General features: G+C 56.0%; 20 protein-coding genes and 4 tRNA genes. 10 read left to right on the plus strand and 14 right to left on the minus strand.

Annotated features, from left to right (window positions below; genetic code table 11):
* Nucleotides 1–2 precede the first annotated feature (2 nt).
* Nucleotides 3–78 (minus strand) — tRNA-Val (locus tag ABLV04_RS00005).
* 45 nt (nt 79–123) lie between these two features.
* Nucleotides 124–199, minus strand: a tRNA-Val gene (locus ABLV04_RS00010).
* A 259-nt stretch (nt 200–458) separates the two neighbouring features.
* On the opposite strand from ABLV04_RS00010, the gene gltX reads away from it, so the two are divergent.
* Entirely contained in the window at nt 459–1,877 is a 1,419-nt protein-coding gene (gltX, locus tag ABLV04_RS00015) for a glutamate--tRNA ligase (RefSeq protein ID WP_180265859.1), read from the plus strand.
* A gap of 52 nt (nt 1,878–1,929) precedes the next feature.
* Here gltX and ABLV04_RS00020 read toward each other — a convergent pair whose 3' ends face one another.
* On the minus strand, nt 1,930–2,322 hold the full coding sequence (locus ABLV04_RS00020; RefSeq protein ID WP_101881326.1) for a YfeC-like transcriptional regulator: 393 nt from the start codon (nt 2,320–2,322) through the stop codon (nt 1,930–1,932).
* Between the two features lie 3 nt (nt 2,323–2,325).
* Nucleotides 2,326–2,679, minus strand: coding sequence for a YfeC-like transcriptional regulator (locus ABLV04_RS00025; RefSeq protein WP_004202017.1), 354 nt, complete (start codon nt 2,677–2,679; stop codon nt 2,326–2,328).
* Nucleotides 2,680–2,898: 219 nt separating this feature from the next.
* Between ABLV04_RS00025 and ABLV04_RS00030 the strand changes: the two genes are divergently transcribed.
* The 3 genes from ABLV04_RS00030 (at nt 2,899) to ABLV04_RS00040 (ending at nt 5,469) form a co-directional block, all read left to right on the plus strand.
* Nucleotides 2,899–2,974 (plus strand) — tRNA-Ala (locus tag ABLV04_RS00030).
* 41 nt (nt 2,975–3,015) lie between these two features.
* Nucleotides 3,016–3,091, plus strand: a tRNA-Ala gene (locus ABLV04_RS00035).
* 206 nt (nt 3,092–3,297) lie between these two features.
* Nucleotides 3,298–5,469, plus strand: a complete 2,172-nt coding sequence (locus tag ABLV04_RS00040) for an EAL domain-containing protein (RefSeq protein WP_348815216.1) — start codon at nt 3,298–3,300, stop codon at nt 5,467–5,469.
* A 48-nt stretch (nt 5,470–5,517) separates the two neighbouring features.
* Here ABLV04_RS00040 and nupC read toward each other — a convergent pair whose 3' ends face one another.
* Complete coding sequence (gene nupC, locus ABLV04_RS00045) at nt 5,518–6,720, minus strand: nucleoside permease NupC (protein WP_012540950.1); 1,203 nt, start codon at nt 6,718–6,720, stop codon at nt 5,518–5,520.
* 346 nt (nt 6,721–7,066) lie between these two features.
* Here nupC and ABLV04_RS00050 point away from each other — a divergent pair, with 346 nt between their 5' ends.
* A complete protein-coding gene (locus ABLV04_RS00050; RefSeq protein WP_004202021.1) occupies nt 7,067–8,308 on the plus strand; it encodes an Nramp family divalent metal transporter in 1,242 nt (413 codons plus the stop codon).
* A 57-nt stretch (nt 8,309–8,365) separates the two neighbouring features.
* Here the strand turns inward: ABLV04_RS00050 and ABLV04_RS00055 are convergent, their stop codons facing one another.
* Together ABLV04_RS00055 and mgrA are read right to left on the minus strand one after the other, a co-directional pair.
* Nucleotides 8,366–8,725, minus strand: coding sequence for a DUF2502 domain-containing protein (locus ABLV04_RS00055; RefSeq protein WP_023290584.1), 360 nt, complete (start codon nt 8,723–8,725; stop codon nt 8,366–8,368).
* A gap of 130 nt (nt 8,726–8,855) precedes the next feature.
* A complete protein-coding gene (gene mgrA, locus ABLV04_RS00060; RefSeq protein ID WP_023290583.1) occupies nt 8,856–9,848 on the minus strand; it encodes an L-glyceraldehyde 3-phosphate reductase in 993 nt (330 codons plus the stop codon).
* Nucleotides 9,849–10,028: 180 nt separating this feature from the next.
* Between mgrA and ABLV04_RS00065 the strand changes: the two genes are divergently transcribed.
* Complete coding sequence (locus ABLV04_RS00065; RefSeq protein WP_147733378.1) at nt 10,029–11,690, plus strand: thiamine pyrophosphate-binding protein; 1,662 nt, start codon at nt 10,029–10,031, stop codon at nt 11,688–11,690.
* Here the strand turns inward: ABLV04_RS00065 and ABLV04_RS00070 are convergent.
* Nucleotides 11,687–12,922: an ion channel protein gene (locus ABLV04_RS00070; protein ID WP_147733377.1), complete on the minus strand. Its 1,236-nt coding sequence runs from the start codon at nt 12,920–12,922 to the stop codon at nt 11,687–11,689. The genes ABLV04_RS00065 and ABLV04_RS00070 overlap by 4 nt on opposite strands.
* 263 nt (nt 12,923–13,185) lie before the next feature.
* Here ABLV04_RS00070 and glk point away from each other — a divergent pair, with 263 nt between their 5' ends.
* The gene (glk, locus tag ABLV04_RS00075; RefSeq protein WP_004202027.1) at nt 13,186–14,151 is read left to right on the plus strand and encodes a glucokinase; all 966 of its coding nucleotides are present in this window, start codon (nt 13,186–13,188) and stop codon (nt 14,149–14,151) included.
* Nucleotides 14,152–14,205: 54 nt separating this feature from the next.
* Here glk and ABLV04_RS00080 read toward each other — a convergent pair whose 3' ends face one another.
* Together ABLV04_RS00080 and ABLV04_RS00085 are read right to left on the minus strand one after the other, a co-directional pair.
* Nucleotides 14,206–14,943 carry a LytTR family DNA-binding domain-containing protein gene (locus ABLV04_RS00080; RefSeq protein WP_147733376.1) on the minus strand — a complete coding sequence of 246 codons (738 nt, stop codon included), beginning with the start codon at nt 14,941–14,943 and terminating at the stop codon, nt 14,206–14,208.
* 11 nt (nt 14,944–14,954) lie between these two features.
* Nucleotides 14,955–16,652 (minus strand): sensor histidine kinase, encoded by a 1,698-nt coding sequence (locus ABLV04_RS00085; RefSeq protein ID WP_023290579.1) that lies wholly within the window; start codon nt 16,650–16,652, stop codon nt 14,955–14,957.
* Between ABLV04_RS00085 and ABLV04_RS00090 the strand changes: the two genes are divergently transcribed.
* A complete protein-coding gene (locus ABLV04_RS00090; protein ID WP_032428955.1) occupies nt 16,651–16,749 on the plus strand; it encodes a hypothetical protein in 99 nt (32 codons plus the stop codon). The two genes, ABLV04_RS00085 and ABLV04_RS00090, sit on opposite strands and share 2 nt — an antisense overlap.
* 286 nt (nt 16,750–17,035) lie before the next feature.
* Nucleotides 17,036–18,250, plus strand: a complete 1,215-nt coding sequence (gene alaC, locus ABLV04_RS00095) for an alanine transaminase (protein ID WP_004202031.1) — start codon at nt 17,036–17,038, stop codon at nt 18,248–18,250.
* A 70-nt stretch (nt 18,251–18,320) separates the two neighbouring features.
* On the opposite strand, the gene ypdK is transcribed toward alaC, so the two are convergent.
* From ypdK to ABLV04_RS00110, 3 genes are all read right to left on the minus strand, one after another.
* Nucleotides 18,321–18,392, minus strand: coding sequence for a membrane protein YpdK (ypdK, locus tag ABLV04_RS00100; RefSeq protein WP_099119320.1), 72 nt, complete (start codon nt 18,390–18,392; stop codon nt 18,321–18,323).
* Nucleotides 18,393–18,729: 337 nt separating this feature from the next.
* Nucleotides 18,730–19,926 (minus strand): CynX/NimT family MFS transporter, encoded by a 1,197-nt coding sequence (locus ABLV04_RS00105; protein ID WP_023290578.1) that lies wholly within the window; start codon nt 19,924–19,926, stop codon nt 18,730–18,732.
* Nucleotides 19,923–20,381, minus strand: a complete 459-nt coding sequence (locus tag ABLV04_RS00110; RefSeq protein WP_023290577.1) for a nucleoside deaminase — start codon at nt 20,379–20,381, stop codon at nt 19,923–19,925. Before ABLV04_RS00110 ends, ABLV04_RS00105 begins: the two co-directional genes overlap by 4 nt.
* Before the next feature lie 132 nt (nt 20,382–20,513).
* On the opposite strand from ABLV04_RS00110, the gene cynR reads away from it, so the two are divergent.
* A complete protein-coding gene (gene cynR, locus ABLV04_RS00115) occupies nt 20,514–21,422 on the plus strand; it encodes a transcriptional regulator CynR (RefSeq protein WP_147733375.1) in 909 nt (302 codons plus the stop codon).
* A 30-nt stretch (nt 21,423–21,452) separates the two neighbouring features.
* Here cynR and ABLV04_RS00120 read toward each other — a convergent pair whose 3' ends face one another.
* Nucleotides 21,453–22,313 carry a hypothetical protein gene (locus ABLV04_RS00120; protein WP_032428953.1) on the minus strand — a complete coding sequence of 287 codons (861 nt, stop codon included), beginning with the start codon at nt 22,311–22,313 and terminating at the stop codon, nt 21,453–21,455.
* Nucleotides 22,314–22,595 lie beyond the last annotated feature (282 nt).

Below are 22,595 nucleotides of genomic sequence, written 5' to 3' on the forward strand. Positions count from 1 at the left end.
AGTGGTGGGTGATGACGGGATCGAACCGCCGACCCCCTCCTTGTAAGGGAGGTGCTCTCCCAGCTGAGCTAATCACCCACTTCTCAATTTTCTGTTCTACACGGCGGAGACTACGTTAAGTAGTGGTGGGTGATGACGGGATCGAACCGCCGACCCCCTCCTTGTAAGGGAGGTGCTCTCCCAGCTGAGCTAATCACCCCCGCTGTGTGGAGTCGCATTATAGGGAGAGTTGAAAATGAGTCAACGCCTTTTCTAAAGAATTCGTTCGTTCGTCGTAAAATTAAACAAAGCGATCGCAAAAGCGGCGTCATAGCATGATTTATAAACAAAAACGGCAAACCGCGACGTTCCGACGGGAACAACATTGAGGAATCAGCCCACGGTGTTAGAATATTGACCCATAATTTCCACCGGACATTGCCGGCTATCGGCATCTTTATTAAACGTAAGGCCAATTCATGAAAATCAAAACTCGCTTCGCGCCAAGCCCAACCGGCTATCTGCACGTTGGCGGTGCGCGTACTGCTCTCTATTCCTGGCTTTTTGCCCGTAACCACGGCGGTGAGTTTGTACTGCGTATTGAAGACACCGATCTCGAACGCTCCACCCCGGAAGCAATTGAAGCCATCATGGATGGCATGAACTGGCTGAATCTGCAATGGGACGAAGGTCCCTATTACCAGACTAAACGTTTCGATCGTTATAACAACGTGATCGATGAGATGCTGGAAGCCGGTACCGCTTATAAATGCTATTGCTCAAAAGAGCGTCTGGAAGCGTTGCGCGAAGAGCAAATGGCGAACGGTGAGAAGCCGCGTTACGATGGACGCTGCCGCCATAGCCACGAGCATCATGCCGATGATGAGCCGTGCGTGGTGCGTTTCGCCAACCCGCAGGAAGGGTCGGTTATTTTTGACGATCAGATCCGCGGACCTATCGAGTTCAGCAACCAGGAGCTGGACGATCTGATCATTCGCCGTACCGATGGTTCCCCGACCTACAACTTCTGCGTCGTAGTGGATGACTGGGACATGGCGATCACCCACGTGATCCGTGGTGAAGATCATATCAACAACACGCCGCGCCAGATCAACATCCTTAAAGCGCTGAATGCGCCTGTGCCGGTATACGCGCACGTATCGATGATCAACGGCGACGATGGCAAGAAACTCTCCAAACGCCACGGGGCGGTCAGCGTGATGCAGTATCGCGACGATGGCTACCTGCCCGAAGCGCTGCTGAACTATCTGGTGCGTCTGGGCTGGTCCCATGGCGATCAGGAGATCTTCACCCGCGAAGAGATGATCGAGTTCTTCTCGCTGGGGGCGGTCAGCAAATCCGCGAGTGCGTTCAACACCGACAAGCTGCTGTGGCTGAACCATCATTACATCAATACGCTGCCGGCGGAGTATGTGGCGACGCATCTGCAGTGGCATATTGAGCAGGAAAATATCGATACCCGCAACGGTCCGCAGCTGGCCGAGTTGGTGAAGCTGCTGGGCGAGCGTTGCAAAACGCTGAAAGAGATTGCCCAGAGCTGCCGCTACTTCTATGAAGAGTTCGCTGAATTCGACGCCGACGCGGCGAAGAAACATCTGCGTCCGGTAGCGCGTCAGCCGCTGGAAGTCGTCCGCGACAAGCTGGCGGCGATTAGCGACTGGACGGCGGAAAACGTCCACCACGCGATTCAGGCGACCGCTGATGAGCTGGAAGTGGGCATGGGTAAAGTCGGTATGCCGCTGCGCGTGGCCGTTACCGGTGCAGGGCAGTCTCCTGCGCTTGACGTTACCGTCCATGCAATCGGCAAGTCCCGTAGCGTAGAGCGTATCAATAAAGCGCTGGCTTTTATCGTTGAGCGCGAAGGCCAGGCGTCCTGACGGGGACCTGGATGATAAAACGGCAGGATACCCCTGCCGTTTTTTTTGTCTGTTACACCGGGCTGGCGATGCCGAGGCGGGCAAGAAAACCGCTAATCCCTTCCCGGGCCAGCAGGTCGCGGAGCTGCAGCTGTTCTGCCGGAGTCATCAGTTGCAGGGTTTCTGTGATTTGCCGCCAGATCGCGTCCGCTTCATTGACCAGGTAAGCGCCTGGCGATTCCGCGAGATGATTGTCGCTAAACAGATGGCGTCTGGCGGGAATGTTCGTCAGAAACTCGCGCACCGGTTGGTCGATGACCACCAGCCGCGCTCGGCCTCCTTTGACGCCGGGTATCGTTTCCGTGCGCCATTTCTTCTCACGAACCCAGCGATTGATCGTTTGTCTCGCCAGCCCCAGGCAGTCGGCAAGCTCTGCGGGCGTCATTTTATCTTTTAGTTTCATCATGGTTTACCGATCGCGGATCCCTAACCGAAGCAGTAACCCGGTGATCCCCTCGCGTAACAGCAGCGACATAAGCTGCTTCTGCTCGCTGGGAGTGAGTTCTTTACAGAGGGTCAGCAGCAGCGATTCCAGATCGCTGTCGTGGGGAGAATAGGTGCCGGGCGTCTCCGCCACGCGCTGGGCGCTGCGGATAAACTCCCTGACTTGCTCATTGACATGGACCAGGCGCGCCTTACCGCCCTGGACGCCAGGCCGCGGAGAGGTCTGCCAGCCTTCTTTCCGCACCCACTTATTGATAGTTTGCCGGCTGTAGCCGGTCAGATGGGCGATTTCTTCAGGTGTCATTCGTTCCTTGAGCATACTATTTCCTGAGTAAATGTATGGGAATTAGCTGTCCATGTTATAGCATCCTTTTACTGGAAAAGGTGACCTGTTTAACTTCTGGCTGCGATAAGGCTCGCAATCTCAGCAGGTTGCCTGCTTTTTCAGCGATTGAATCGAGAAGGATAATTTTGCCGTTGACACCTGAGCGAGGAATTCATATTATGCCGCCCGTCAACACGACACGCTTTACGTTACGGGGCTATAGCTCAGCTGGGAGAGCGCTTGCATGGCATGCAAGAGGTCAGCGGTTCGATCCCGCTTAGCTCCACCAAATTCTGCACCCAGCGGATTTGGTTCATAAAGAGGTCCTGTGGGGCTATAGCTCAGCTGGGAGAGCGCTTGCATGGCATGCAAGAGGTCAGCGGTTCGATCCCGCTTAGCTCCACCAAAATTCAGAACCCTCGCTTCGGCGGGGGTTTTTTTTATCTATTCTCATGTAAAGCACTTTCTGGTTACGTCAGTTAATCTCCAGCTATTAAAATCGAAAGTAATTTCAGACTTTTTCCTGATAATTCACCTTGCTTGCCCTAAATAAGCAACATAACATTTCCCCCATTAAGCGTAATGAGGTTGCCGGAGTTTTAATTAACAATAATGGTTGATAAAATTAACATTAATATCAAAAAAACTCTGTTGGCCTTTATCGTCTGTTTAGTCGCTATTCCGCTGGCTCGTTTTATTTCACCGCAAACGGTTATTGATGGCAATCTTATTTATATTGCCTGGCTGCCAATCAGCGTAATGTTTTCTGTTATTTTTATCTTTGGTCGCTATGCGATTGCACCATTAATTCTCGCATTTGCCATTACCAATAGCCTGATAATTAAATTAACGCTACCGCAGGCGTTTATCTTACTCTTTTGTCAGCTGTTTGCGGTGTTCGTCTCCTGCGCTATTCTAAGACTGTTGGTGGGTAAGCGCTGGCGCTGTGGTCCAACGGCGAAACATATGGGGGCGCGGATCTTCTGGGGCGGGTTCTTCGCGCCGGTGCTGCTGAAAATCACCATGTACCTCGCCGGACAATATTTTGCGTTTCCCCTATCTATTACCAGCTATTTTGGTAGTATGCCGTTGATTTACACCGTAATAGATATTCAAAGTTTAATCAGCGCAGCATTAATTTTTACCACCTTTTTATATTATCCAATGCGGATGATTATCAATCCACGCTACGCTCGACGATTCTGGCGGCAGGAATGTTTACCGTGGCTGGCAGCAAAATATCGTTCCTTTACGCTATATTGGTTTATTGCGCTGGCGGTGATATTAACGCTATTGTGTGCGCCGTATCAGTCTGAATTTATTGCCGGTTATTTAGTTCCGGTGATTTTTATCGTCTACTTTATCGGGATTAGCCGGATTGGTCATGCGTTGCTGCGTATTTCATGGTCGGTCTCGGCTTTTTTACTGGTGGTGTATAACAAAAACTTTCTCCAGGGCGTCCAAAGCGAGTATTCATTATCCTTTGTGCTGTCAGTGTTGATCTCCTTTACTATCTGTTTGTTTTATATGGCAGACACCTATGCCCGCAGCGATCGCAATAAACGCCGCTGGCGTAGTCAGGCGGAAGAAGATCCGCTGACTGGCTTGCCTAACCTGCGCGCGCTGGAGAGCCATTTACAAAGCTGTCCGCAGCAGGTTATCTGCAGCCTACGTATTCATAATCTCGACTTTCTCAGCAGGCATTATGGCCTGATGATGGGGGTGGACTGTAAACGGCAGATTATTCGGGCGCTGCAACCGCTGCTGGGGGAGGCGGATAAAGTTTTCCAGGTGCCGGGCAGCGAACTGATCCTCGTGCTTGACGGACCGGAGCCTTCATCCCGTTTGCATCATATGGTCGCGGTTCTCAACCACAAAAAATTCAGCTGGCACAATCAGCCGCTGGATCTAGAGTTTGGCGCGGCCGGGGGGCGCGACGACGGTCAGCGCGAGGGACTTCACCAGATGCTGGGTCAGCTAAGCTGGCTTTCCGAACAGGCGGGCAGCGAACGTCGGGTGCTGGCGCTGGATGAGGAGCAGGAGCTGGTGGTGGATCAAACCACCGAGCAGGTGCGCCTCCTCATGCGCGTCAAGCAGGTGCTCAAAGAGCGGGCGCTCATGCTCTATGCGCAACCGATTCAGAACAGGGAAGGGGAGGGATATCATGAGATCCTCACCCGGATGCGCTGTGGCGATAGCGTCATTATGCCCGATCAGTTTATCCCGTTGATTGTGCAGTTTAACCTCAGCCAACGTTTCGACATGCTGGTGCTGGAGACCTTGTTCAGCGTGCTTCATCAGCACGCTGGCCAGCGATTCTCGGTCAATCTGCTGCCTGCAACCCTGATGCAAAAGGATAGCGCCGCGCAGATTATCGCGCTGTTTCAACGCTATGCGGTCTCACCAGACCTTATCACTATTGAAGTCACTGAAGAGCAGGCCTTTTCCAATGCCGACATCAGCCGGCAAAATCTTGAAGCGCTGCGCGCGTTTGGCTGCGCCATCGCCATTGATGACTTTGGCACCGGATATGCGAACTATGAACGACTGAAGCATCTGCAGGCCGATATCATCAAGATTGACGGCTGCTTCGTCCGCGACATCCTCACTGACCCGCTGGACGCCATTATGGTGAAATCGATTGTCGAGATGGCGCGGGCGAAACAGATGAGCGTGGTGGCGGAATATGTCGAAAGCGAACCGCAAAAAGCGCGCTTGCTGGAGCTGGGGGTGAATTATCTGCAGGGCTACCTGGTGGGCAAGCCTCAGCCGCTGGGCGAATGACGGGTAAAAAAAAGCCGGGCATCGCCCGGCTCAGATGACAGGCGTCTGTTACAGAACCAGAGCCGCAATAGAAGCAGACAGGACGCTGACCAGCGTGGAGCCGTAAACCAGCTTCAGACCGAAGCGAGAAACCACGTTGCCTTGTTCTTCGTTAAGACCTTTGATCGCCCCGGCGATGATGCCGATAGACGAGAAGTTGGCGAAGGAGACCAGGAAGATAGAGATAATGCCTTCCGCGCGCGGGGAGAGCGTCGAGGCGATTTTCTGCAGATCCATCATGGCGACGAATTCATTCGAGACCAGCTTGGTAGCCATAATACTGCCCACCTGCAGCGCTTCGCTTGCCGGCACGCCCATCACCCAGGCGACCGGGTAGAAGATATAGCCAAGGATCCCCTGGAAGGAGATGCTGTAGCCGAACCAGCCGGTCACAGTGGCGAACAGGGCGTTCAGCGCGGAGATCAGCGCGATGAAGCCGATCAGCATCGCCGCCACGATAATCGCGACTTTAAAGCCCGCCAGAATGTACTCGCCCAGCATCTCGAAGAAGCTTTGACCTTCGTGCAGATTCGACATCTGCAGATTTTCTTCACTCTCTTCCACACGGTACGGGTTAATCAACGACAGAACGATAAAGGTGCTGAACATGTTGAGCACCAGCGCCGCGACGACGTACTTCGGCTGCAGCATGGTCATGTATGCGCCGACGATGGACATCGATACGGTGGACATCGCGGTCGCCGCCATGGTGTACATACGGTTGCGTGACATTTTGCCGAGAATATCTTTATAGGCAATAAAGTTTTCCGACTGGCCGAGGATCAGCGAGCTGACGGCGTTGAAGGACTCCAGCTTGCCCATGCCGTTGATTTTCGACAGCACGGTACCGATGGCGCGAATAACAATCGGCAGGATGCGAATATGCTGCAAAATACCGATCAACGCGGAAATGAAGACGATAGGGCACAGAACCTTAAGGAAGAAGAAGGCCAGACCTTTGTCGTTCATGCTGCCGAACACGAAGTTTGTCCCTTCGTTGGCAAAGCCGAGAAGTTTTTCAAACATCTCGGAGAAGCCTTTCACAAAACCCAGACCAATATCGGAGTTCAGGAAGAACCAGGCCAGCAGGACTTCAATGACAAGCAGTTGAACAACATAACGAATACGGATCTTTTTACGGTCATGACTGACCAACAGGGCCAGTATAGCCACCACAACGATCGCGAGGACAAAATGCAAGACGCGGTCCATAGTTGCTCCAAATATGAGGCAGGTTAAATTTCCGTGCACATTCTATGCAACGGCTTTAAAGAAAACGAGATCAATTGCACACTATTGCAAGGAACTGTGACCAATGGCAAAAATAGTGATCAAACATCCACTTTTGTTATGTTACGTAAAGGTTTTAAAAGTTGCATTCTTGTACTACTCTTACTAGCGGGCGCGATCGGGTTTACTGACGCCCGTTTTTCATTTCCGGCCAGCAATTGTTCCCTCCTATCACAGCAATCATTATCTCCATTCTAAATGAACTTGATAATCATTCGCATTTTGATAGCATGAAACATAGCAAAGGCTATATTTCCAGAGGCAGAAGATGACTAGCAGTCGCGTTGAGAATAGCAGTAGTCGCGCCGCGCGCAAGGTGAAGCTCGCCTTAATGGGGCCAGCTTTCGTCGCTGCCATTGGCTATATCGATCCGGGTAATTTCGCCACGAATATTCAGGCTGGCGCCAGCTTTGGCTATCAGCTGCTGTGGGTGGTGGTATGGGCCAACCTGATGGCAATGCTGATCCAGGTGCTCTCTGCCAAACTCGGCATTGCCACCGGTAAAAACCTGGCCGAGCAGATCCGCGACCATTACCCGCGCCCGGTAGTGTGGTTTTACTGGGTGCAGGCGGAAATCATCGCCATGGCCACCGACCTGGCCGAATTTATTGGCGCTGCGATTGGCTTTAAGCTGGTGCTGGGCGTATCGCTTCTGCAAGGGGCGGTGCTGACCGGGGTGGCGACCTTCCTGATCCTGATGCTGCAGCGGCGCGGACAAAAACCGCTGGAGAAGGTGATTGGCGGCTTGCTGCTGTTTGTTGCCGTCGCCTATGTCGTTGAATTGATCTTTTCCCAGCCCGCGCTGGCTCCCCTGACCAAAGGGCTGGCGATCCCTACGCTGCCCAACGGCGAGGCGGTATTCTTAGCCGCCGGGGTGCTGGGGGCCACCATTATGCCGCACGTGATCTACTTACACTCCTCGCTTACCCAGCATCTGCACGGCGGGACGCGAAAAGAGCGCTATAACGCGACCCGCTGGGATGTGGCGATCGCCATGACCATTGCCGGGTTCGTCAACCTGGCGATGATGGCGACTGCCGCGGCGGCATTCCATTTCAATGGCCATACCGGCGTCGCCGATCTTGATCAGGCTTACAGAACGCTGGAGCCGCTGCTGAGCCATGCGGCGGCGACCATCTTTGGCCTCAGTCTGGTCGCTGCAGGTTTATCATCGACGGTGGTGGGGACTCTCGCAGGTCAGGTGGTCATGCAGGGCTTCATTCGCTTTCATATTCCACTGTGGTTTCGCCGGGCGGTCACCATGCTGCCGTCGTTTGTCGTTATTCTGCTGGGGCTGGATCCAACGCGCATCCTGGTGATGAGTCAGGTGTTGCTGAGCTTTGGTATTGCGCTTGCCCTGGTACCGCTGCTGATATTTACCAGCAATGCAAAGCTAATGGGAGACCTGGTGAATACCCGCTGGGTGAGAGGCATCGGCTGGGCGATAGTCGCGATTGTGGTGAGCCTGAACGGCTGGTTAATTGTGGGATCGCTGCTCGGGGTGGATTAATGGCCTCCCGATGCGGAATAAAGCGAAGGGGAGCCGATGGGCTCCCCTTTTCGTCTGTTAGTGATGGCCATGTCCATGACCGTGACCACGCCCGCCGGGACCACGTCCCCAGCCGCCGCGGCGATCGTCGCGGTCGCTCCAGCCCGCGCGATAGCCGCGCTCCCAGGCTTTATCTCTGCCTTTGTACCAGCCTTTGTGCCAGCCGTTGTCATGACGATGCCAACGGTTATCACGCCATTCATAGTGACGACGCCAGTAATCACGGTCGCGCCAGCTGCCACCGTCCCAGTAGTTACCGTAATTGTCACGATCGCCAATTTGTAATTTTATCGATGGCAACAGGGTGATTTCACCAGCGTTAGCGACTAATGGCGCTGCGGCCAGCAGTACTGCTGCCAGAATCAGTGACCTGAACATACTCTTCTCCTTCACGATCGGGGCCCTAAGCGGCCTGTTAACGTGATATTACGGGCCGGTAAAGACCTATCGCATCGGACGAACTCCGAAAGCACAGAAAAGAGCACTTTTTGCTAAAGTAACATTTGCTTTACAGCGCCAGGATGGCATCAATCGCGGCGCACTCTTCGGCGCTGAAATGACGATGTTTCAGCATTCCGACAGCGTCATCCAGCTGGGCGGTTTTGCTGGCGCCGATCAGCACGGAGGTGACTTTCTCCTCGCGCAGCACCCAGGCCAGCGCCATCTGCGACAGCTTCTGCCCGCGTGCTTCCGCCAGCGTATTCAGCTGACGAATTTTTTCTAATCTGGCGCTGGTCAGCTGCTCCGGCTGCAGAAAACGACTGCTGCTGGCGGCACGTGAGTCTGCCGGAATGCCGTTGAGATAGCGGTCGGTGAGCTGTCCGCCGGCCAGCGGTGAAAACGCTATACTTCCCACCCCTTCCGTCTGCAAAAAATCCAGCAGCCCCTCTTCCACGCCGCGTTCAAACATGGAGTAGCGGGGCTGGTGAATGACGCAGGGGGTGCCGAGATCGTTAAGGATCTTCACCGCCTCCCGCGCCTGGGCCAGCGGATAGTTGGAGATGCCGACGTACAGCGCTTTACCCTGGCGGACAAGGTGATCAAGCGCGCGCATCGTTTCCGTCAGCGGTGTCTCCGGGTCCGGGCGGTGATGATAAAAAATATCGACATATTCCAGCCCCATGCGCTGCAGGCTCTGGTTAAGGCTGGCCACCAGATATTTGCGTGAACCCCAGTCGCCGTAAGGGCCGTCCCACATGGTGTAGCCCGCCTTGGTGGAGATGATCAACTCATCGCGATAGGGCAGGAGCGCCTCTTTGAGGATGCGGCCAAAATTGCTCTCCGCCGAGCCCGGCGGCGGCCCATAGTTGTTGGCCAGGTCGAAATGGGTAATGCCGAGGTCAAATGCGTGCTGGAGCATCTGCCGGCTGGTTTCCACCCGCGTTTCATCGCCAAAGTTATGCCACAGACCGAGAGAAATTGCCGGCAGCTGAAGGCCGCTGCGGCCGCAGCGACGATAGGCCATCGTTTGATATCGCGTGGTACTTGCCTGGTAAACCATTCTTCCTCCGCAGATAAAACAGGGTGTGTATACGTTTACACTAATCAATGTTCTGCGTGGAGTACACCGCTTTTTCGGCGTAATTATTGCTTTACACCGCCTTTATCGCCCCCTTTCTGGACAGGCGGATCGCTTATTCAATACTCAAATTACACCTGCGCCAAAATGAGGAAAATGGATATGCAACCGACTTACACTATTGGGGATTATCTGCTGGATCGCCTCGTCGACTGCGGTATTGACCGCTTGTTCGGCGTGCCGGGAGATTACAACTTACAGTTTCTCGACCGGGTCATTGCGCACAATGCGTTGGGGTGGGTCGGCTGCGCCAACGAGCTCAATGCGGCCTATGCTGCTGACGGTTATGCACGCATTAAGGGAGCCGGTGCGTTACTAACAACCTACGGCGTCGGCGAACTGAGCGCCCTGAACGGCGTGGCGGGCAGCTATGCGGAGCATATTCCGGTATTACATATCGTCGGCGCGCCCTCCACTGGCGCTCAGCAGCGGGGCGAACTGCTGCATCACACCCTGGGCGACGGCGATTTCCGCCATTTTGCGCGGATGAGCGAGCAGATCACCTGTAGCCAGGCGCTGCTGACCGCCGGCAACGCCTGCCATGAGATCGACCGTGTTCTGCGCGATATGCTGACGCATCATCGGCCTGGCTATCTGATGCTGCCGGCCGATGTCGCCAGAGCGGCAGCGATTGCCCCAGCGCAGCGCTTGCTGGTGGAGGCCGCTCCGGCGGATGAAAACCAGCTCGCCGGATTCTGCGAGCATGCCAGCCGCCTGCTGCGGGGCAGTCGACGCATCTCCCTGCTGGCGGACTTCCTCGCGCAACGCTATGGCCTGCAAAACACGCTCCGGGAATGGGTAGCGAAAACCCCCGTCGCCCACGCCACCATGCTAATGGGCAAGGGGCTGTTCGATGAGCAGCAGAGAGGTTTTGTCGGCACCTACAGCGGTATCGCCAGCGCGCCGCAGACCCGGGAGGCCATCGAAAACGCCGAGACCATCATCTGCATCGGCACGCGCTTCACCGACACCATCACCGCAGGATTCACCCAGCATCTGGCGCGGGATAAGACGATAGAGATCCAGCCCTTCGCGGTCAGGGTGGGCGATCACTGGTTCAGCGGCGTGCCGATGGATCAGGCACTGGCTGCGCTGATGACCCTTTCCGCACCGCTGGCGGCGGAGTGGGCTGCGCCTCAGGTCGTGGCGCCGGAAGTGGAGGAGGGGGCCGACGGCGAACTCACGCAGAAAAATTTCTGGGCGACGGTGCAGGGGGCGCTGCGTCCCGGCGATATTATTCTCGCCGACCAGGGGACGGCCGCCTTCGGCATTGCCGCGCTGAAGCTGCCGTCAGAGGCGTCGCTGATCGTCCAGCCGCTGTGGGGCTCGATTGGTTTTACCCTCCCGGCCGCCTATGGCGCGCAAACCGCGGCGGCAGAGCGGCGGGTGGTGCTGATCGTCGGCGATGGCGCCGCCCAGCTGACGATTCAGGAGATGGGCTCTATTCTGCGCGATAAGCAAAATCCGCTTATTCTGCTGCTGAATAACGAAGGGTATACCGTGGAACGGGCGATTCACGGCCCGGAGCAGCGCTACAATGACATTGCCCTGTGGGACTGGCGACGCCTGCCGGAAGCCTTCGCCCCGGACGTTGCCTCGCGCTGCTGGCGGGTTACGCACACCGATGAGCTACGGGAGGCGATGGCGGAGAGCATCACCTCCGATACGCTCACCCTGGTGGAAGTGATGCTGCCGAAAATGGATATTCCCGATTTCCTGCGCGCGGTGACGCAGGCGCTGGAGGAACGAAACAGCCGCGTTTAGTCGGTATGGTGTCTGGCAATCATCAAGGGCCTCCCGGCCAGCAGCAGCCAGGCCGGGAGCATCACAATGCACAGCAGCGGCAGCAGCGTGGTGTCCGGCACCACCACGGCGGCCATAAACAGGCTCAGCCAGCCGTCGCGGGTGACGACCAGCACCATGCCGAGGATCGCGCAGGAGACGGTGATCGCCGCCGGCACGGCGTCCACGTGGGCATGCAGCATCAGCCCCAGCGCCACGCCGACGAAGACCGCGGGGAAAATCCGCCCGCCGCGAAAGCCGCAGGCCGAGGCGAGAACCAGCGCAGCCAGTTTAACCAGCGCGATGAGCAGATAATCCGAGGCTGTCAGCGTCTGGCTGAAGGCCAGCTGCTGCATCTCATCCAGCCCCTTAAACAACGTTAAATGTCCGCCAATGGTCCCGAGGATCCCTAACAGTAAGCCGCCGAGGCCCAGCGTCAGGATCGGGTTTTTCAGGCGATGCATCAGCGTGTGCAGGCGCGGCAGACACCAGACGGCGACCATACCGACGGCGATAGCGATCAGGGCGACGATCATGCCGCTGACAATATCGACGAAGTGCATCTGGCTATAGTGTGGGAGCGGCAGCGTGAAGTGGGGGTGGAAAAACAGCCCGGTGGTCAGCGCGCCCGCGGCGGCGGCAAGCATCGGGGCAAACAGACGATCCCATAGCGGCGACTCGTTGCTGCTGTTGAGGGTTTGCGAAAAAATCAGCGCGGCGGCCACCGGGGTGCCGAAGAGGGCGCCGATGGTGCCTGAGGCCGCGAGAATGGTCCAGTCAAGAGAGCTGACCCGCGGGAACAGTCGGGAGCCGACGGCGACGGCCAGCGCAATATTCACCACCATAATCGGATGCTCCGGGCCGAGGCTGACGCCGCCGGCGAGGCCAAGGATCAGCGCCGCCAGCAACCCGGGCAGCGCGCCGGTGGCAATGGGCGCGCCGATTAACGACTCGGTCGCCGGGTCCGGCCCGGCATGCCCCGGGCTGTAACGGACGACCAGGCCCACCGCGATCCCCGTCGCCGTGAGAATGGCGATGATCCACAGCGGGTTCTCGGCGCTTACTCCAAACTGCACAGGCAAATTGCTCCACAGGATGCGCTGCAGCAACGCGGCAACCTTCATCGCGCCGATCAGGATCAGACTAGAGGCGATGCCAATCAGGATAGCCGGCACCGACAGGATCAGCATTGTTCTGGCGCGAGGATGGAGCATGAAAATGTCCTTGTTAAAGTTCAGGAGCACTACTTTGCCTTTGTCGGCGGGGACCGTCGATGCAAATGGTGCTGAAACGATAAAGTTAAGGCGGCGTCTGATACCCGTGGCCTCGTTAATAGGCTACTTTGCATTGATTACAAACTAAATGTGACCTGTGTCGCTAAACAAGGGGCGTCCGCGAGTTGGACGTTGTTGTTAAGCCGCCATGAATTTACAGTGTGCCAAAAGATTTATTTTGACTTTAGCGGAGCCGTAACGGAATGACAAAATTTGCTTTAGTAGGAGATGTCGGGGGGACCAACGCCCGCCTGGCGCTGTGTGATCTGGCGAGCGGAGAGATCTCTCGTGCAAAGACCTATTCCGGGCTCGATTATCCCAGTCTGGAGGCGGTGGTGCGCGTCTATCTCGAGGAGCATCAGGTGACGGTCAGCGAAGGCTGTATCGCTATCGCCTGCCCGATCACCGGCGACTGGGTGGCGATGACCAACCATACCTGGGCCTTCTCCATCGCCGAGATGAAGCGCAACCTTGGCTTTGCGCACCTTGAGATTATTAACGATTTCACCGCCGTTTCAATGGCCATCCCGATGCTGAAAGCCGAGCACCTGATCCAGTTCGGCGGCAGCGCGCCGGTAGCCGGCAAACCGATCGCCGTTTATGGCGCCGGAACCGGGCTGGGCGTAGCCCATCTGGTACACGTTGATAAGCGCTGGGTCAGCCTGCCGGGCGAAGGCGGCCATGTCGATTTTGCGCCGAACAGCGAAGAAGAGGGCATTATTCTGGAAGAGCTGCGCGCTGAGCTAGGGCATGTCTCCGCAGAACGCGTCCTCTCCGGTCCTGGTCTGGTCAACCTTTATCGCGCGATAGTCAAATCGGATGGACGACTGCCGGAGAACCTGCAGCCGCGTGAGGTCACCGAGCGGGCGCTGGCGGATAGCTGCACCGACTGTCGCCGGGCGCTGTCGCTGTTCTGCGTCATTATGGGGCGCTTCGGTGGAAACCTGGCGCTGACCCTGGGGACGTTTGGCGGCGTCTATATCGCTGGCGGCATCGTGCCGCGCTTCCTGGAGTTCTTTAAAGCCTCCGGCTTCCGCGGCGGTTTTGAGGACAAAGGTCGTTTTAAAGCCTATGTCCAGGATATCCCGGTTTACCTGATCGTGCATGACAACCCAGGCCTGCTGGGCTCCGGCGCGCATCTGCGTCAGACGCTGGGTCAGGTGCTGTAAGCGCATTCCTCCCGGGCTACTGTCGTAGCCCGGCCAGGCGGGGAGCCCCGCCGTCTACAGATTCATCAGCTGGCGAAACTCTTTCACTTTACTGCGACTGACCGGAACCTGAAACTCCAGGTCGCGCAGGCGTAGCACATAGGTATTGTTAAACCACGGCTCAATTTCCCGAATTTTGCAGAGATTCACACAGTACGAGCGGTGACAGCGAAAGAAATGTGCGGTGGGCAGTTTGCTGCAGAATTCGGTAATGTTCATCGGCATGACGAATGACTCCCGGCGAGTGTAGACGAAGGTCATCTTCTCGTGCGCCTCGGCATAATAGATATCATGAATGCTGGTGACGATGATCCGCTCATCTTTTATCAGATTGATGGTGTCGTTTTCCCGAGGCGCCACGCTGGTTAACCCGGAAGCGGCGTTATTTTGCTGCTGCCAGGCGGCGGTCAGCTTCTGCAGCATATTGATGATGCGCGACTCCTGGTAGGGCTTCAGAATGTAGTCAAACGCCTCCAGCTCAAAGGCTTCCACGGCGTGTTCTTTCCACGCGGTGATAAAGACGATAAAAGGCTTATGGGCGAACTGGCTGATGTTCTGCGCCAGCAGAACGCCGTCCAGCGATGGAATATTGATATCGAGAAAGATGGCGTCGACCTTGTTGTGCTGGAGAAATTTCAGCACGTCCAGTCCGTCGTCAAAGCTGCCGACGATCTCCATCTGGCTGTGGGTGTTGATAAGCCAGGAGAGTTCCTGTTGGGCCAGAAACTCATCCTCCACAATGATAACTTTCATCTTTTCTCCGCTCATGACAACAGAGACTCCGTCAGCGCCTGCGGCGTAGAGTGATTGGGGACATAAAAAGCGATCTCCGTTCCTGGCGTCAGGGTGCGGATATGCAGCCCCTCGCCATAGAGAAGTTTCACCCGATGATGAACGTTGAGCAGGCCGATTTTGTTACCCGGCATTTCATCGGCTTCCACGCGGGCGACCACGGCGGGATCGATGCCGTTGCCGGTGTCGCGAACGCTGATGCGAACCCGATTACCGCACTCATTGATGCCGATCGTCACCACGCCTTTCCCTTTACACGGCTGAATGCCGTGCACAATGGCATTTTCCACCAGAGGCTGGATAAGCAGGCTTGGGATCACGCAGCTGACGTCGTCGTCAATATCATAGATAACCGTCAGTTTGTCGCCGAATCGCGCCTGTTCAATGGCGATGTAATCTTTGATCTGATACAGCTCTCGTTTGATATCAATCTGCTCATCGTCTTTTAATTCGATGTTATAGCGCAGATAGCGCGACAGATTAAAAATGAGCTGGCGCGCGGTGTCCGGATTAAGGCGAATCGAGGAGGAGATCGCGTTCAGGGCATTGAATAAAAAGTGCGGGTTAATCTTGCTTTGCAGAGCGCGCAGCTCCGCTTTGTTGGCCATCTCCCGTAGCTGTTCGGCGCGGGAAACCTCCAGCTGGGTGGAGATGATTTGTGACAGGCCTATCGCCATCTCCTGCAGCGTCGAGGTGATGCGATGGGCGTGGCAGTAATAGATTTTTAGCGTACCGGTGACCACCCCTTTTTCCCACAGCGGAATGACCATCAAGGAGTGGATCTCCGGCGTGCGGTGGGCTTCATCATTGTTTTTAATAATGATTTTTCCATAACGGATGGCCTGTCGGGTGGTGGGACTGATGACATCGTTATGATGTTGATAGTTGGCTTCACCGACGCCCACGTAGGCCAGCACGTGTTCCGTATTGGTGATCGCCACCGCGTCGGCGGTAATGTCGCGGCGGATAATGTCGCAAACCTGGCGCAGAGAATCGCTGTTGACCTGACGGAACAGCGGCAGGGTTTTGTTGGCAATGTCGAGCGCCAGTTTCGCCTGCCGCGCGGCGCTGGCCTCCTTTTCCCCTTCCACGCTCTGCACCAGCAGCACGATAAAACCGATGCAGACGCTGCCGAGGATCATCGGGATACCAATTTTCGAAACAATATCCACGCCGAGGCTGAGGGAAGGGGCCCAGATCACCACCAGGATCATGGTCAGAGTCTCGCAGACCATTCCGGCCAGAATGCCGATTTTCCAGCGTTGATCGCGGGCCACTTTGCGGTTAATCAACCCCGACAGCAGGCCGGCGATGATGCTGGTGATAAAGCAGGGCACGGCGGTCACGCCGTCAATATCAATCAGATAGCGGTGCACACCGGCAATCACCCCGACAATGGCCCCCACCCAGGGACCAAACAGGATCCCGCCGGACATCACGGCGATGATGCGCACGTTTACCAGCGATCCTTCCACCGGCACACCGGACCAGGTACTGAAGAGCGCGAACAGCGAGAAAATGGCGGTGACAGCCAGCAGCTCTTTCGGCGTATGCGCCGACTTATGCAACAGTTCGCGGAACAGGCGCAGGCGAATGAGAAAAAACAGGCAAATAAGCATCAGGGCCGCACGATCATAGACCGCCAGCATCATAGTAAAGATTTCGTGCATGGGTGCGCCGCGTCAGTGGCCAGAAAAGGACATGATAAAAAACCTGACGACAGAAGACCAGCCGCAGAAAAATAATGAGGAAAAGGCGCACTTTTAAAAGGGGATTGAGGGGTGGGGAGGCGATGTACCGCCAGACGCCAGAAGAAACGATAAATACCCGTGATAGAAAAGATATCAATATGTTACCACTTGCAGACAAAACGGTATTCATTCCGCAGCGTACTGCCGTATTTAGCGCAGACGATACCCGTTTTTAACGCCAGTGATTATTTTTCGTCAGGGCACTCGACAACGTGATTTTTTTCAGGTTATTTTCTAAACGAGCCGCAACAGCGGCAGCGTCGCTCGGACGGTCCGGGCGCTAACGTTAATCAGAGGAACCTATGGCTGAATCCAGTCCTGAACGCCGTTTTACGCGTATCGATCGTCTCCCCCCGTACGTTTTTAATATTACTGCCGAACTGAAAATGGCTGCGCGCCGGCGCGGCGAAGATATTATTGATTTCAGTATGGGCAATCCCGATGGCGCGACGCCGCCGCATATCGTGGAAAAACTCTGCACCGTCGCCCAGCGGCCTGACACCCATGGTTACTCTACCTCGCGGGGGATCCCACGCCTGCGTCGCGCTATTTCGCGCTGGTACGAAGAACGCTATAACGTCGATATCGATCCGGAATCGGAAGCGATCGTCACCATTGGTTCGAAAGAGGGGCTGGCGCACCTGATGCTGGCGACGCTGGATCATGGCGACACCGTGCTGGTGCCGAACCCCAGCTACCCGATCCATATCTACGGCGCGGTGATTGCCGGGGCGCAGGTGCGCTCGGTGCCGCTGGTGGAAGGGGTGGATTTCTTTAACGAACTGGAACGCGCCATCCGCGAGAGCTATCCGAAGCCGAAGATGATGATCCTTGGCTTTCCCTCGAATCCGACCGCGCAGTGCGTCGAGCTGGATTTCTTTGAAAAGGTTGTCGCCCTGGCGAAGCAGTATGACATCCTGGTCGTCCACGATCTGGCCTATGCCGATATCGTGTATGACGGCTGGAAAGCGCCCTCCATCATGCAGGTGCCCGGCGCGCGCGATGTCGCCGTCGAGTTCTTTACCCTGTCGAAAAGCTATAACATGGCCGGCTGGCGCATTGGCTTTATGGTCGGTAATAAGACCCTGGTGAACGCGCTTGCCCGCATCAAAAGCTACCATGACTACGGCACGTTTACGCCGCTGCAGGTGGCGGCGATCGCTGCCCTGGAGGGCGATCAGCAATGCGTGCGGGATATCGCTGAACAGTATAAGCGCCGCCGCGATGTGCTGGTGAAAGGGCTCCATGAGGCCGGCTGGATGGTGGAGTGTCCGAAAGCGTCCATGTACGTCTGGGCGAAAATTCCGGAACCTTATGCCGACATGGGCTCGCTGGAGTTTGCGAAAAAGCTGCTTAACGAAGCGAAGGTTTGCGTTTCTCCGGGGATTGGCTTTGGCGATTATGGCGATACCCATGTCCGCTTCGCGCTGATCGAGAACCGGGACCGGACGCGTCAGGCGATCCGCGGCATTAAGGCGATGTTCCGCGCGGATGGCTTGCTGCCCGCCGCGAGCTAGCGCTTCGGCGAATACGCTATAACAAAAACGGGAGCCTCTGGGCTCCCGTTTTTTTTGACACCGCTGCAGTCTAGATCATCAGGGCAAAAGTACCGGCCCAAACGATGACCATAAAAGAGAGGCCCATAAAGAAGTATTTCACGACTCATCACTCCACGCGCTTATGCGACGTTCAAATGAATTAATTGTTCTGTTTTTCAAGGGCTGTCGCTGGTGAAATCTCACCCTGCGGCAGCTCGCAATTCTGTGCGTTAAGTGCTCCAGATGGCGCTAATGTACGCCTAAAAAATCAGGGAAACAAGAGGCATTTTTTTATTAATTTTTAGTTACTTACGAGTGTCGTGATTCGGCGACACATTAATTTCGCCCGGTAATAAATTTAGCGCCAGCGACGCTGCGAAAACGGGTTTCTCATCAGGGCGATTAGCGGGGCTAGTCAGGCTTGGCGCGCGGCATTCACGTTGCCACGCGCCACCGGTTTAATGCAGATCAGAGGCGCGCTGTCGCCACTCGGCAGGGTAGTGTGCCGGGATAAAGCGCAGCGTGATCGCCATGAGTAACAGGACACAGAGCGCATGCCAGGACCAGTCAAGGGTGTAGTTCCCGCTCAGGCTACGCAGCAGGCCGGAAAGCCAGGGCGACAGGCCGGCGATAATAAATCCGATACCCTGCATAAAGGCTACCAGCCGGCCGGCCACCGTCGGTTGTCCGGCATGATCGAGGGCCAGCACCAGGCACAGGGGAAACGCGCCGCCCAGACCGACGCCGCAGGCGAGAGCCCAGAGCGCGGAGAAGTGCTGCGGCAGCCAGATGAAGCCGCAGAAGCCAATCAGCTGGAGCGCCAGAGCACACAGCAGTAGCTGGCGCCGGTCATCCTGGCGAGCCAGCGCCGGCAGCAGCAGCGCGCCCGCGGTTTGCCCAACCGTCAGCAACGCCAGCAGCGAGCCGCTGTACTGGGCGCTGTCGCCAAGCTGCATATAATAGGGCGGCAGCCAGGCGATCAGACTGGCGTAGCCGGCATTGATCAGTCCGAAATAGAGCCCCAGCGTCCAGGCGCGGCGCTGGCCAATAATCGCTACCCGGGGGGCGGCGCTGGTCTGATGCGGAGCACGGGGCAGGTGCCGGCAAATCGCCAGCCAGCTGAGCAGGGCGAGGAGGGCGGGGAGCGCCCACCAGGCCAGCGCATCCCGCCAGGCTGTGCTGTGCGACGCCAGCCACGGCGTTAACGCGGCGCCTAACCCGCCACCGCCCATTAGCGCGGCTGACCATAGCCCCATTACCAGCGGCGTCCGTCGGGCGAATAAGCGCTTAATCACCGCCGGGATGGCAGCCTGGATGATGCCGATGCCAACGCCTCCGGCCAGGGCGCTGGTGAGCAGTAGGCCGCTATTCGGGGCGATTTCCCGCAACAGGGCGCCCGCCGCGATAATCAGCAGGCTTAGCGCAATGCTACGGTTTTGACCGACATGACGATCGACCCAGCCGCCGGCCAGCGCCAGCACGCCCATCGCTACCACCGGCAGGGCGGTCAGTAGCGCGGCTAGGGTATAGCTCATCCCGCTGGCGGCGCGGATCTCCGGAAGCAAAGGGCCGATGGAGGTGAGCAGCGGCCGCATATTTATGCCGATCAGCACCAGGATCCCCAGCGTCAGATTCTGTCGCAACACGGCTTTCATGGCTGCTGTTCCGCCCACCGCTGATAAACTGCCAGCCCCTCCGGCTGGGGGCGATGATGGATCGGCAACGTCTGCTGCGCCAGCGGCTGCTGCAACTGCTGATAAATCGCGGCGGTAGATAGCTGAAAAGGCTCTCCGTCCTGATTGCTGTTGGCGAAAAATACTTCCCGCACGCCGGTTAAATAGAGTGCGCTAAGACACATCGGACAAGGCTGTCCGCTGGCGTAAATAACGCATTCGCGCAGAACTTCGCTTCCCAGCCTGGCGGCAATATCGCGAACGGCATTCAGTTCGGCATGCGCCGTTGGGTCGCCGCTCAGATGAAAGGTATTGACGGCTTCGGCGACAACCTCGTTATGGCGCACCATCACGGCGCCAAAGGGGCGACCACCGTGGGTTGTGTTGTGTTTTGCCAGCGCTAAGGCGCGCTGGAGATAGCGATCGTGAGCGGACATAGTCACTCCTGCATAAGATGATGTTCAAGGTAAAAGAGGCAACGGGTCGTGCGTAGAGGGTACGTAACTTGTTTCATAAGTTAAAAGACTTATTTATGATGAACCCTAGTTGAATTACTTATAGGTAAGCGGATGCTCCTGCGCCATCTTTCCTACTTTATCGCTGTGGCAGAACACCGTGGCTTTACCCGCGCCGCCGCGGCGCTGCACGTCTCCCAGCCGGCGCTGTCACAGCAGATCCGCCAGCTGGAAGCCATGCTGGAGGTTCAGCTTTTCGACCGCTCTGGCCGTTATATCCGGTTAACCGATGCCGGAGAGATCTGGCTGGAGTATGCCCGCCGGGCGTTACGCGATCTTGAGGAGGGGCGGCGCGCTCTGCATGACGCTGAGGATCTGCAGCGCGGCAAACTCCGCATTGCCATGACGCCGACCTTCACCACCTATATGCTGGGACCGCTGGTGGAAAACTACTATCGACGCTACCCCGGCGTGAAATTGCTGATCCAGGAGATGAACCAGGAGCGCATGGAAATGATGTTGCTGCAGGATGAACTGGATGTCGGCATCGCCTTTGACGACAGTCGTTCCCCGGATATTGTCGTTCAGCCGCTGCTGACGGAAACCCTCGCACTGGTGGTGAGCCGCACGCATCCTCTGGCCAGAGAGAACGCGCTCAGGCTGCAGGCGCTCGACGCGCAGCCGCTGATTTTACTGAGCAGCGAGTTTGCCACCCGGGAGCAGATCGATCGTTATTGTCGTCGTCATCGGCTCGAACCTGACGTGCAGATGGAGGCCAACTCTATCGGCGCCGTTCTGTCGGTCATTCGGCGAACGCCCCTTGCGACACTGCTGCCGGCGGCGATCGCCGGGCAGTATGATGATGTGGTGGCGATTGGGCTGGAACCCGCGCTGCTGCAGCGAACGGCCTGTTTGCTCCAGCGCAGGGATGCGTGGCAGAGCGCCGCGGCACGCGAATTTATCGCCCTGGCGCGGGAGATTGCGCTAACGCTTGAGCAGGAAAACCGCCTGCCTCCTGCCTGAAGGCGTGCGTCGCTCGGCGGCGAGCCAGGATTAACGATGGGCTGCGTTGCTGGTGTCGGCCTCGTCGGGCAGGGCATTCTCTCTAAGCATGACTTCCTCCTTAAGCCTTTCCAGCACGTGATGAAAGAGCTGGGTCTTGTCTGGCTCAGCCATTGTCTGCAATTTCACATTAAATAAAGTATGGGACAGAATAAGATCGTGGATAAATTCCAGCAGTACCTCACTTTGCGGAAGTGAAGTTAATTCCTGATGGATATAACCGGTTTGTTGCCGTAGCGGATTTTTTGTGACATCCATCGGTCGGGCGCTAATGCTATGGGCAAATATTTTCTCAATTGCCTGACTGGTAATATAGAGCCGATTCAATGACAGGATGGGGTTTTCGGCTTCCTGCGGAATGAAGTGACAATAAACAAACGGTTTCTCAGGCAGCATCATGCTGAACCTGTTTTCACGATGAATATCGTTAGGCGCCTCCAGCAACGCCATTAAATTCCGGCTGTGCGGATGCCAGAGTCCTGAAGCTGTGACCTTGACGTTGAACTGCGTGACGGTATTCCCGCTCTGGGTTTCCATGACGGGAATATCGCCATCAATCCGCAAAATGCTATGGATATGGGAGTGTGGCGACCAGTAGGTTTCCAGCGTCTCAGATGAATTGAGTGGATTAAATGTGTTGGTTACCTCTTTTTCCTGATGAGAAAGGACGGCGAGTTTTAGTGTTCCCCGCGTCGGGTTAAGCTTCAGGCATAGATTGATCGCACCGATATCATGCCAGTGAAGAATGTCTTCAATTTCACAGTTTAATAATTTTTGCGCCCGGGAAAGGGAACAATACTCCATTGGCGGTAAATTATTTAATTTCCAGATATTCCGTTCTGTTATATTCATAAGGATTGTTTATTGCAGAAAAATAGCGGTCAGTATTAGCAATGAAAATCTGATGGTCATGTGCTTTTTTTTGTTAACGTCGCTGGTCTGATTGATGAAATTCATTCATGTTGAGAATATTATATCAATAAGATGATTATTCTTATTGTTACGTCAGCCATTCACTTGATTGTGTAATCCTATCATTTATTTCGCTCGAGAAAAATAGTTTGCTTAGCGCCTGAATACAACACTTTTTTTGTTTTTTTATTAACGACCTCGACGAGAGGGAACGCATCATGA

Origin of the sequence: Klebsiella sp. JN_Kp127 (genome assembly GCF_040062505.1) — a bacterium.
In the GTDB taxonomy this organism is placed as follows: Bacteria; Pseudomonadota; Gammaproteobacteria; order Enterobacterales; family Enterobacteriaceae; genus Klebsiella; species Klebsiella quasipneumoniae.

Bases quoted from the DNA above. Each gene is read 5' to 3' on its own strand.
- gltX (WP_180265859.1), top strand. From the start codon at position 459: ATGAAAATCAAAACTCGCTTCGCGCCAAGCCCAACCGGCTATCTGCAC.
- ABLV04_RS00020 (WP_101881326.1), bottom strand. From the start codon at position 2,322: ATGATGAAACTAAAAGATAAAATGACGCCCGCAGAGCTTGCCGACTGC.
- ABLV04_RS00025 (WP_004202017.1), bottom strand. From the start codon at position 2,679: ATGCTCAAGGAACGAATGACACCTGAAGAAATCGCCCATCTGACCGGC.
- ABLV04_RS00040 (WP_348815216.1), top strand. From the start codon at position 3,298: ATGGTTGATAAAATTAACATTAATATCAAAAAAACTCTGTTGGCCTTT.
- nupC (WP_012540950.1), bottom strand. From the start codon at position 6,720: ATGGACCGCGTCTTGCATTTTGTCCTCGCGATCGTTGTGGTGGCTATA.
- ABLV04_RS00050 (WP_004202021.1), top strand. From the start codon at position 7,067: ATGACTAGCAGTCGCGTTGAGAATAGCAGTAGTCGCGCCGCGCGCAAG.
- ABLV04_RS00055 (WP_023290584.1), bottom strand. From the start codon at position 8,725: ATGTTCAGGTCACTGATTCTGGCAGCAGTACTGCTGGCCGCAGCGCCA.
- mgrA (WP_023290583.1), bottom strand. From the start codon at position 9,848: ATGGTTTACCAGGCAAGTACCACGCGATATCAAACGATGGCCTATCGT.
- ABLV04_RS00065 (WP_147733378.1), top strand. From the start codon at position 10,029: ATGCAACCGACTTACACTATTGGGGATTATCTGCTGGATCGCCTCGTC.
- ABLV04_RS00070 (WP_147733377.1), bottom strand. From the start codon at position 12,922: ATGCTCCATCCTCGCGCCAGAACAATGCTGATCCTGTCGGTGCCGGCT.
- glk (WP_004202027.1), top strand. From the start codon at position 13,186: ATGACAAAATTTGCTTTAGTAGGAGATGTCGGGGGGACCAACGCCCGC.
- ABLV04_RS00080 (WP_147733376.1), bottom strand. From the start codon at position 14,943: ATGAAAGTTATCATTGTGGAGGATGAGTTTCTGGCCCAACAGGAACTC.
- ABLV04_RS00090 (WP_032428955.1), top strand. From the start codon at position 16,651: ATGGGTGCGCCGCGTCAGTGGCCAGAAAAGGACATGATAAAAAACCTG.
- ABLV04_RS00085 (WP_023290579.1), bottom strand. From the start codon at position 16,652: ATGCACGAAATCTTTACTATGATGCTGGCGGTCTATGATCGTGCGGCC.
- alaC (WP_004202031.1), top strand. From the start codon at position 17,036: ATGGCTGAATCCAGTCCTGAACGCCGTTTTACGCGTATCGATCGTCTC.
- ABLV04_RS00105 (WP_023290578.1), bottom strand. From the start codon at position 19,926: ATGAAAGCCGTGTTGCGACAGAATCTGACGCTGGGGATCCTGGTGCTG.
- ABLV04_RS00110 (WP_023290577.1), bottom strand. From the start codon at position 20,381: ATGTCCGCTCACGATCGCTATCTCCAGCGCGCCTTAGCGCTGGCAAAA.
- cynR (WP_147733375.1), top strand. From the start codon at position 20,514: ATGCTCCTGCGCCATCTTTCCTACTTTATCGCTGTGGCAGAACACCGT.
- ABLV04_RS00120 (WP_032428953.1), bottom strand. From the start codon at position 22,313: ATGAATATAACAGAACGGAATATCTGGAAATTAAATAATTTACCGCCA.